General features: G+C 48.9%; 9 protein-coding genes. 6 read left to right on the forward strand and 3 right to left on the reverse strand.

All coding sequences use genetic code 11. The features are described 5' to 3' along the window. Positions 1 to 207 precede the first annotated feature (207 nt). Positions 208 to 633 carry a hydroxyisourate hydrolase gene (gene uraH / locus ACFO4L_RS10970; protein WP_377909716.1) on the reverse strand — a complete coding sequence of 142 codons (426 nt, stop codon included), beginning with the start codon at positions 631 to 633 and terminating at the stop codon, positions 208 to 210. After that, the gene (locus ACFO4L_RS10975) at positions 611 to 1462 is read right to left on the reverse strand and encodes an FAD binding domain-containing protein (protein ID WP_377909717.1); all 852 of its coding nucleotides are present in this window, start codon (positions 1460 to 1462) and stop codon (positions 611 to 613) included. The genes uraH and ACFO4L_RS10975 overlap by 23 nt, the downstream gene beginning before the upstream one ends. A gap of 288 nt (positions 1463 to 1750) precedes the next feature. On the opposite strand from ACFO4L_RS10975, the gene ACFO4L_RS10980 reads away from it, so the two are divergent. From ACFO4L_RS10980 to ACFO4L_RS11005, 6 genes are all read left to right on the forward strand, one after another. Then, positions 1751 to 2899 carry an amidase gene (locus tag ACFO4L_RS10980; RefSeq protein WP_377909718.1) on the forward strand — a complete coding sequence of 383 codons (1149 nt, stop codon included), beginning with the start codon at positions 1751 to 1753 and terminating at the stop codon, positions 2897 to 2899. 105 nt (positions 2900 to 3004) lie between these two features. Continuing rightward, on the forward strand, positions 3005 to 3172 hold the full coding sequence (locus tag ACFO4L_RS10985; RefSeq protein ID WP_377909719.1) for a hypothetical protein: 168 nt from the start codon (positions 3005 to 3007) through the stop codon (positions 3170 to 3172). 246 nt (positions 3173 to 3418) lie between these two features. Next, positions 3419 to 4822, forward strand: coding sequence for a mechanosensitive ion channel (locus ACFO4L_RS10990; protein ID WP_377909720.1), 1404 nt, complete (start codon positions 3419 to 3421; stop codon positions 4820 to 4822). Between the two features lie 131 nt (positions 4823 to 4953). Continuing rightward, positions 4954 to 5175 carry a hypothetical protein gene (locus tag ACFO4L_RS10995; RefSeq protein WP_377909721.1) on the forward strand — a complete coding sequence of 74 codons (222 nt, stop codon included), beginning with the start codon at positions 4954 to 4956 and terminating at the stop codon, positions 5173 to 5175. 2 nt (positions 5176 to 5177) lie between these two features. Beyond that, positions 5178 to 5612 (forward strand): hypothetical protein, encoded by a 435-nt coding sequence (locus tag ACFO4L_RS11000; protein ID WP_377909722.1) that lies wholly within the window; start codon positions 5178 to 5180, stop codon positions 5610 to 5612. A 438-nt stretch (positions 5613 to 6050) separates the two neighbouring features. Further along, positions 6051 to 8456 (forward strand): S8 family serine peptidase, encoded by a 2406-nt coding sequence (locus ACFO4L_RS11005; RefSeq protein WP_377909723.1) that lies wholly within the window; start codon positions 6051 to 6053, stop codon positions 8454 to 8456. A 270-nt stretch (positions 8457 to 8726) separates the two neighbouring features. On the opposite strand, the gene ACFO4L_RS11010 is transcribed toward ACFO4L_RS11005, so the two are convergent. Then, entirely contained in the window at positions 8727 to 9113 is a 387-nt protein-coding gene (locus tag ACFO4L_RS11010) for a GNAT family N-acetyltransferase (RefSeq protein ID WP_377909724.1), read from the reverse strand. Positions 9114 to 10024: the final 911 nt, after the last annotated feature.

Below are 10024 nucleotides of genomic sequence, written 5' to 3' on the forward strand. Positions count from 1 at the left end.
TTCCTTGCCGATGTCTTTTTTCACGACCGCAAGGGCCTCTAAAAATTCTTTCTGGTTCTCTTCCTTCGTGAAATCCGTAAACGGTTCGTGCTTATAATCTGTATACATAGCTCCTGTCCCCTTTCGTGAGTAAAAATCAGCATAAGCTCATTTCGACACGAGGAGGAAGTGATCCTTCTAAACAGAAATATTCCTTCAATTCTGAATTTAAGAGGTTTGATAGGTACTGTAGCCTCCTGGGGAAATGTACAAAGGAATATGGCAACTTTCCTCTCGGTTGATCGAAAAGCTGACAGGAATGACACTGTAAAAAGCATCAGTCTGCATCAAGCCGCGCTCCTCAAAATAAGCCTGCACATCATAGAGCAGCTCGTATTTCCCTTTTTGAAACGTTTCCCCTTCCAACAGCGGATGAAGAAGACGGCCGGAATCATCCAGCCGCCCTTCTTTCAGTTTCACATATTCTCCTTGTTCCGGAGTGTATCGCCAAAGCTCGACCAACAGCCCCGATGCAGGCCGGCCGATGCTCGTGTCCCACACGTGCGTAGTCAGCGTACAGCCCTTCGCAAGCTGCTGGATTGAAAAACCTCTCTCTTTTTCCCTGCCAGGTCTATCCGTGAACGGTTTCTGCATGATGATCCCTCCCGCGGCGCTGCCATTCTTTTACAATCAAATTAGCTGTTTGGCTTCCTTGATAGCCGGACGATGCAAACAAATCGTGCGGCGGTTTAAATTCTTCTTTTATTTGCTGGTACACGAGGGCCGGAAACAGCTTTCGTGCCGAAGACCTGCGAAACAGGTCTTCTGTTCCACGCAGCCTCACAGGAGCGTGGTGCCCGCTGCCTGCAGCGAGACGAACGTCCGATACGTCTCCCTCCAGCGTAAAGGTCACCACCCCCGCAGCTGTTACGCGGCTTGAGGTGAACATATCCGGCTTCCCTGATGTCCGAAAAAACCGCAGCGTTTCCCCGCAGATGGGTACAGGATGTATTTCTACCGCGAGCAGCACCCGTTTCTCACTCGTGTCTTCTTTCAGCCATTCTTCCAGCGGCTGCTGTTTCACGCCTTCTGGCAGTGCCCAGATCAACACCGCATCATACAGCAGCAGCGGGAGCAGTGCCGCGCCGGACTGTAACAATACATCGACCGCAAAAGCCATCTGCCGCTCACTCTCCAGCAGTCCTTTTCTGCATGCTTCGGCGAGCAATGGTGCTTCGCGCTGAATCAGCGGATGGTGCATGAGTTCCTCATACGTTACAAGCGGTCCCGCATATATCGTTCCTTTGCGTTCACAAAGCCCTTGATGCAGCTCCGTTAACGCGTCCAGGGCAATCGTTTCTCGCCCGGCTCCGGCTGTGACCCGGATACCATCAACAGTGTAGCAGCAGTCTTCCTGAAATTGCTCAGTCAGTTCCCAGACGGCCTTCAAATGATCTGGTTTCCACACCTTTGTCGTTGTCACGATGATACCCTCCTCTTTGTGATTGGTCGCAGAAGACAGAAACGGCGGAGTATACCGTTTACTATAGAGGGTCAGTTTTCAATAAACAGTTATTTCGTCAGATCAGCTGACAGGATTTTTTCAATCTGTTATATTTTCTGACACACTTTTTCGACTTCTTTTTCCTGCTGTACCAATGCTTCAGCCGTCTTCCCCGAAGATTTCACACAAAAACGAACGGAGAATCGACATTGACACGCTATACTGGTACAACACGCATCTGATGATAGACAGAAAGGATGATCAATGATGGAAAAAACAGCCTATACTCAGCCCGATGTCCGTCTTCCCGGTGAAAAGAGCGGTCCGCTGCAGGGGAAAACGTTCGCGGTGAAGGATGTCTTTCACGTAAAAGGGACAGCGAGCACGGCGGGGAATCCGGACTGGCTCCGCACCCACCCGCCTGCCAGTACGACGGCTCCAGCACTGGAGATTTTGTTAAAGGCGGGCGCCTCGATTCAAGGGCTGACCGTAACGGATGAACTGATGTACAGCCTGCACGGGGAAAATGCCCACTACGGCACGCCGCTTAATCCGCTTGCTCCGGAGAGTATACCGGGCGGATCGTCCAGCGGCTCTGCTTCTGCCGCTGCTTCGGGGGACTGTGATTTTGCCGTTGGAACTGACACCGGCGGATCGATCCGCATTCCTGCGGCGTATTGCGGACTGTACGGACTTCGTCCTACCCATGGACGTATTTCCACAGCAGGCCTGATTCCGCTTGCGCCTTCTTTCGATACGATCGGCTTGTTAAGCCCCGATTTCGATACGTTGCAGCAGGCCGCTTCTCTTTTTTATCCGCAGACAGATGAAGGACCGACCGATGTTTATTTCCTCGAAGAAGCGTGGGAGCTTGCGGAAGATAAGCAGATCATGGATCAGTTGGATCCGCTTCCGGTAAAATCAGGCGGACTTTCTCTTGCGCACCTGCAGGAAACGTTCCGCGTCGTGCAGGCTGCTGAGATATGGGAGCAGCACGGCACGTGGGTGACCGAGCATGCACCAGCGTTCGGCCCCGGCATTAAAGAACGGTTTGAAGCCGCTTCCCGCATTTCCGCAGCGGAAGCAGCTGAGGCGGTTGCAGAGCGAAACGCGCTTCGTGAGCAGCTTCAGCAGCTGGCGGCCGGAAGCATCCTTGTCATTCCAACCGCCCCGGGACCTGCTCCAGCCAAAAACCTGCCTCCGGTACAAGTAGACGATATAAGAACCCGCAGTTTACGGCTTTGCGCGATTGCCGGCATCGGCGGGCTTCCTCAGCTGACGATTCCCATTAAGTCGGCTGGACGACGTATCAGCTTCTCTGTCATCGGCGCACCAGGTTCGGAAAACTCGCTCTTTTCCTGGGTCGGAAAGCACATTTCTAACGATGAACAAAGACTCAGCGTTTCACTCTTATAACAAAGAGGCTCTGCTGCTAATTTCTTATTTTTCCCTTTTTTCGTTTGCCGTTTCCTTTGTCAGGAAATATACCACAGTAAGACTATTGGAAAGGGGAACGCTACCTTGCAAACGACAGAATTAATTGAGCGCTCGATGCATTTAAATCACGGCTACTCATTCCAGGAATACGAGCAGTGTATTGAACGAAAGCTGACCGTTGAACGACGACGTGCCCGCAGCTATCAGGAAGGACTTGCGCAGGTGCATGCGATCAACCAGCGCATCCGTTAATGAAATAATCGCCATGGAGAGCCCCGGACAGAACCTTGTCCGGGGTTTTCTGCAGCTATGATCAGGGGACATTCGAACAGGCTATAACGTTCTCACGTTAAGATATCTGCCTATTTCATTTTTTATCCTGACACTAACGTCACCTTTAAGTCCATTACATTAGTATTATGTAATTCCCTCTAAATACGTTTACTCCCACAGGTTTCTGGATATGGTTAACTATCACATAATAGGAGGGAACAGCGTATGAACAATGTAACCAATGAATTTCAAGCATTGCTCAGCGATCTCATTGGCTCTCTTGCGAATATTGTCGTCGCACTACTGCTTCTGCTGCTCGCATGGGTCATTGCACTCGCCGCAAAGAACATTATTTCAAAAGGGCTAAAAAAGCTTGGTGCCCATAAAGGACTCGCTAAAACTCCACTTGTCAAAAGTGAGGAACAAGGTGCAAGCATATTGGAAGCGACCTCCAAGCTGGTTTATTTCCTCGTCTTCATATTATTCCTGCCGGCTATTTTAGATGCACTGAACATGGAGTCGGTCGCCGGCCCAATCGCCAACATGACCGAAACGTTCCTGGAATTCCTGCCAAACATATTTGCAGCTGCTATTATTTTATTTGTCGGTATTTTTATTGCACGCCTCGTCAAAGATCTCGTTTACCGGTCCCTTGAAAGTCTGAAGGTTGACCACTGGTTTAATAAATGGACGCGGTTCGAAGGCTCTTCTTCTATGAAGCTGTCGGCGATTCTCGCGAACATCGTGTTCATCTTCCTGCTGATCCCGATTATCACGGTCGCGCTAGAAACGCTGAACATTCAGATGATCTCCGAGCCGATCACGAACGTCTTTAACAGCATTCTCGCAATGATTCCGAATGTCTTTGTCGCCATTATTCTTGTACTGGTAGGTTACTTTATCGCCCGTTTTGTCGGTGATCTGCTTATCAACCTGCTGCAGCGAACTGGTGTCGACAATGTATACAGCTTCTTCGAAATGGACGGACCGAAGAGCAGTTCCTTCCGCGTTTCCACCATTCTTGGACAGATTGTAAAAGTTGTTATCATCATCTTCTTCACGGTAGAAGCACTGAACGTACTCCAGCTGGAAGTGCTGAATAATATCGGCGGCGCCGTGCTTGCGTATCTGCCGCTTCTCGTCAGTGCCCTGCTGATTCTGCTTCTCGGTTTATTCGCAGGCCACTACCTTGGTGCCCTCGTGAAGAAATACTCCGGAAGCGGCTTCTATGCTTCTCTCGTAAAATATACGATCATTGTGTTTGCAGCCTTTATGACGTTTGATCAGCTGCAATTTGCGACAACGATTGTGAATCTGGCATTCCTGCTGATTCTTGGTGCTGTTTCTGTCGCCTTTGCCATTGCCTTTGGTGTCGGTGGACGTGACTACGCTAAGACGAAGCTTGCAGAGCTTGACCGTAAAATGAAGAAAGAAAACGATAAGCCGGCTGACCCGTCTGCCGGACCGAAAACACCTGGCGGCCAGAGCGGCCCTTCAGGAGCATCCGGTACAGCTGGCGGATCAGACCGCACTCCGCCGGTGAACCCGCCTCGTCCACCTGAAGAAGACGCAGCACCAAAGCCGGTTGACCCGGACGATCCTGACCATCCGGATCACCCGCGTCCGTAAGTTGAATAGTGATTTATACGCCGTTCAGCATAATGCTGGACGGCGTTTTTCATGATGATTACCGGTTGTACCCGTATACCCCTTCCTGTATATTGGCGTGTATCAATGTATTTATAGAAGGAGGTTCTGCTATGAACCAGGCCTGGATGATCGGCCCTGCTCTGATCCAGCTCAATTGGATTTATATTGGCATCGGCCTCCTTATTTCCTGGATGGTGCTACGCTGGCTTACCGTTTATCGTCACCATCCCCGAGCACGTGAAGAAGCACTGAATGCTTTGCTGACTGGGATTATTGTGACGGTTTTCAGCAAAATCATTTTCGATTCCCAATACTTCTCGACGATCCAATGACCGTGCTTACCTATCCAAGCGGCTGGAGAGAGGCACTAGCGGGATTAGCTGCGGCCGGAGTTATCCTCTATCGAGCCCAGCAGAGAATAGCTATTCGGGACCTGGCTCAGGCGGCTGCCATGCTCTTTTTAATGACTCACGCTGTTTACACCGTCTTTTCACAGCCCACCGGCATCGGCTCCCATCCTGCTGCGCTTTACATGCTGATCGCTTCAGCGGGTGCCTGGATCATAGTTAGGCAAAAGCCTGACTGGACAGGATTAACGATCTCTCTTTGGGGGTTCGTCATGACAGCCGCAGCCTATGTGACCGCTCCGCCCGTTTATTTTGTCATGATCGTGCCGCCGCCTTTCTTTTTAAGCTACGCTGCAGCCGGCCTACTCACTGCCGTTTATTTATCTGCCCGTACGGAAAACGTGTCGTCATATCCGTCATAATCATCGTTAGACCCTGTGAGGCATTCTGCTCGCAGGGCTTTTTTTGAAGCTCCTTTTTTTCCTCTAACCTTTCTAAACAGCTTTATATCAGACACTCTGATCGTGAATGAATATTCAGTCAGGTAATCTGTCATTTCCCTTACCTTATTCTTATATATTACGATTTTCGAAATATTCAATTAGGTACATAGACCTCCCAACAGCTATGTCGCCCCTTAAACAGGCAGGTCTTTTATCGATTTCATGCCTTCAATTGCACACAAAACGTGCATAGACACGGCACTTCGGTAGTATTTTCTCAATTCTAAAAATTCAATAGATTTATTGTGAAAATAATTGTAAAATTCTAATCAATGCGGCTGATCCTTCCTTGATAGGGGGAAGATGTCTGTCTGGATATTATCCGCACATACTATTTTGAGGAAAAGGGGCGTTTTGATGAAAGCAGCATTTCGTAAAAGTGTTGTCGTTTCAGTAGCAGCGTTAGTCGCTGGTTCCGGATTCAGCGGGACAGCAGTAGCGCAGGAGTCTTCCGATGAAGCTTCCGTTGCTACATTCCATCTCGATGCAGATAACGTTACAGAGGGCGACATTTCCGTTGTCGTTGAACTTGATGAAGAATCTGTTCTCGCTGCAGAACAGAGCGGCCGCTCTCAGTCTGCTGAAGTACTGGAGCAGGCACGAGCCGATATTTTTGAAGAGCTTGCCGAAGTAATTCCAGAAGCTGAAGTAAACTTTGAATACGATACTGTCTTCTCCGGTTTTTCTCTCGAACTTCCTGGCGAAGAGCTGTATGAGCTTGCCTCTGTTGAAGGCATTAAAGCCGTATACCCGGATGTTGAATATGAAGTAGACAGCGTCCAGTCTGACGAATTCTCCATGGGCGAAGTATCGCCTGAAATGGACGAGAGCGCTCCATTCATCGGATCCGATGAAGCGTGGGATGCAGGCTATACGGGTGAAGGCGTGACGGTTGCTATTCTCGATACCGGGGTCGACTACACACACCCGGATCTGGAACACGCATTTGGCGACTATAAAGGCTGGGACTTCATCGATAACAACGATGACCCGCAAGAAACTCCTCCTGGAGATCCGCGCGGCGGTTCGACGAATCACGGAACGCACGTAGCTGGAACGGTTGCATCAAGCTTTGACAGCCCGTTCACAGGTGTTGCACCTGACGCAACGCTGCTCTCCTACCGTGTCCTCGGTCCAGGCGGCAGCGGCTCCACTCAGGGTGTTATCGCAGGGATTGAGCGTGCCGTGGAAGACGGCGCAGACGTGATGAACCTGTCACTCGGTAACGCAACAAACGATCCGGACTTTGCCACAAGCCTTGCGCTTGACCAGGCGATGGCTGACGGCGTAGTTGCTGTAACATCAAACGGAAACAACGGACCGAACAACTGGACAGTTGGTTCTCCAGGTACTTCCCGTGATGCCATTTCTGTCGGTGCGACTCAGCTTCCATTTGACCTCTATACAGCTGAAGTGGTAACAGAAAGCGGACTGGATCTTTCTTCCGCTCAGGTAATGGGCTATGACGAAGTAGATGATCTGCTTGCACTGAACGACGGCGAGTATGAGCTTGTTGATGCCGGCCTTGCCACTGAGGAAGAAGTTGCAGAAGCGGATCTCGAAGGTAACATCGCACTAATCTCGCGCGGTGAATTCGCCTTCGTTGATAAGGTAACAAATGCAGCAGCAGAAGGGGCTGTCGGGGTTGTCATGTACAACAACGTAGCCGGTTCCATGCCGGAAATTCCAGGTCTGGCTCTGCCAACCGTTATGCTGAACCAGGATGATGGTCAGGCACTTCTAGCTGACGTTCAGGCAGGCAACGACACGGTCTCCTTCGCGATCGAATTTGACCGTGAAGTCGGGGAAACAATGGCTGATTTCTCTTCCCGCGGACCGGTTATGGACACGTGGATGATTAAGCCGGACGTTTCCGCTCCTGGTGTCGGAATTGTCAGCACTGTTCCAACTCATAATGAAGAAGAGCCGCACGGCTATGCGTCTCTGCAGGGTACGAGCATGTCCGCACCGCACGTAGCAGGTGCCGCAGCGCTGATCCTGGAAGCAAACCCGGATTGGGGCGTCGATTTTGTAAAGTCCTCTCTGATGAACACAGCGGAAAACATGGTGGACCGCGACGGCAATCCGTATGCCCATAATTCCCAGGGTGCCGGAAGCATCCGCGTGATGGACGCAATTGAAACAGAAGTACTTGTTGTTCCTGGCAGCCACTCTTTCGGTATTTTCGAAAAGGATAACGGTCGTCAGGTGGAGCGTCAACACTTTGAAATTCACAACACATCTGATGAAGTTAAGCGTTATTCCATGGAACTGACTGGCATGGAAGGCGTCCGTCTGCAGAACAGCAACAACCTGCGCGTACAGCCTGGACAGTCCCAAAAGCTGAACTTTGGTGTACAAGTGGACGCGTCTTCACTCGAGCCTGGCTACCACGAAGGTACCATTCAGCTGAGCGACGGATCTTCAACGATTGAAGTACCGACGATTCTCTTCGTCCAGCAGCCGGACTACCCGATCATGGGACAGCCAGGTTTCACTCTCGACGGTGGTAACCTTCTAGGAACCGTAAATCTTCCGGCCGGTGCTGATTATTTCAGCTTTCTAATTTACAATGCTGATACTGGTGCTTTCCTTTACGAAACCTCTGTATCAGAAAACGTATCGGCAGGTCTTCACTCATTCAGTTGGGATATGACTTTTGATGGGGAGCCACTTTCTCCTGGAAACTACCAGCTTGCTACTTATGCTCAGCTTGGAGAAAGAGAGATGTTAGTCTCCGGTGGCGTTTTAAACGTCGAGTAGACTGCTTTAAAAATCAAACCGTTTCAGCCTTCGTGCTGGAACGGTTTTTAATTGAAAGGCTTTGTGTTAAAGTTTAATGTTGTTTTACCTTTAATGAAATTACTTCTAAATATATGGAGGTTGTTTTGTTATTAGTGGCTTCTTAAACTAACGCTCATCGTTAATTTAAGTACGTTTATTCACAAACACAGCAAAAAATCAGAGTTGAACCTATAAATAAGGTGAACTCTGATTTTTATATTTTTCCCTAATTCATCTTAGCAAACGCTACTAAAGAACCCTTATCGCAAGATACGAAATCATTCTTTTCGTAAAATGTCTTACATCAGGGGCATCTTCTGTCATTAAAACTTTTTGACGAACATTTTTATATTTATTTAGAACCTGTTGCATTAGTTGAGTAGCAATTCCTTGATTTTGATAAGCATTTAACACAAGAATATCTTGAATATAGATAATTGTTATTCCATCACCAACAACCCGAATTAACCCAACTAATTCTTCCCCATTCCAAACAGATATTACTTCTAATGACTGTTCTATTGCGTGTTGAAGAACTTCTACATCTTGTGTATAAGCATACCATTCTACATCATTATATAGTCTTTCTAATTGTTCTCTATTTATATTTTTACTATTAACAAAATTTATCGTCATTCATTTTTCCTCCTCAAAATATATTATTTCGAAGAGTTATTCCACAATTTTCTCACTGTCTTAAACCTCCTTTCAATTTATTGCAGTATGCTATTATATTACTATTCGACATTATTCATCTGCAAGTACGTTATCAACACTCAAAAAAAGAGGCTTTCCGCATGGAAGAGCCTCTTTCCAGGCTGTTGATAAAGTCAATTTGTTTACATGTTTATTCGATTGATTGACTTTCCTCTCTGTTTACCGAGCCTGCCGTGGGCTTGCCTTCAGCTATTTCTCAGGGGTGTCCTTGTATGAAGGGAAGGATGGCGTGGCTTCACTCGGACACAGGCTTCTCATGAGAAGCCTTCAAGACATAGTCCGGCTCCGCTCGCGCTTTTCATGCCGTTCGCAGATCTGAACGGCACGGCATCTTCAGGCTGCGCGGCTTCCACGGGCACGCCGGACACAAAGGGGAAATGGATTTGTTTGATGGAGAAAAACGTTCCAATCGCTAGACGCTGCGGCTTTTTTTAGTGGATACGTTGACGTTCATCCCGATTCGACATCGAAGCGCTGCCTAACGAAAGGTTCCCTTTATATGGAACAAGCTCGTGTGAATCATCATCAGGGTTTTAACCGGACAGCCAGCTGCTAAATCGGAGGAAACTCGACTCCGGGAGGATCAGAACGAGGCGAAGATCCGGCGGACGAAAGGAAGAAGCGGTTAGCTGAGGCCGTTCCCTCCGGAAAGCGAGTGTCCGCAGATGCAGGCAGATGCAAGGTCATTCACCTGAAATGACTTTATCAACACTCAAAAAAAGAGGCTCTCCGCATGGGAGAGCCTCTTCTCATGCCGTGGCTGTTTTACAGCATCTGGCTGATGGATTTTGGAAGCAGGTACTGAAGCAGGTAGTCCGGGCCTCCGGCCT

Source organism: Bacillus daqingensis (genome assembly GCF_042654445.1).
Lineage (GTDB): Bacteria > Bacillota > Bacilli > Bacillales > Salisediminibacteriaceae > Alkalicoccus > Alkalicoccus luteus.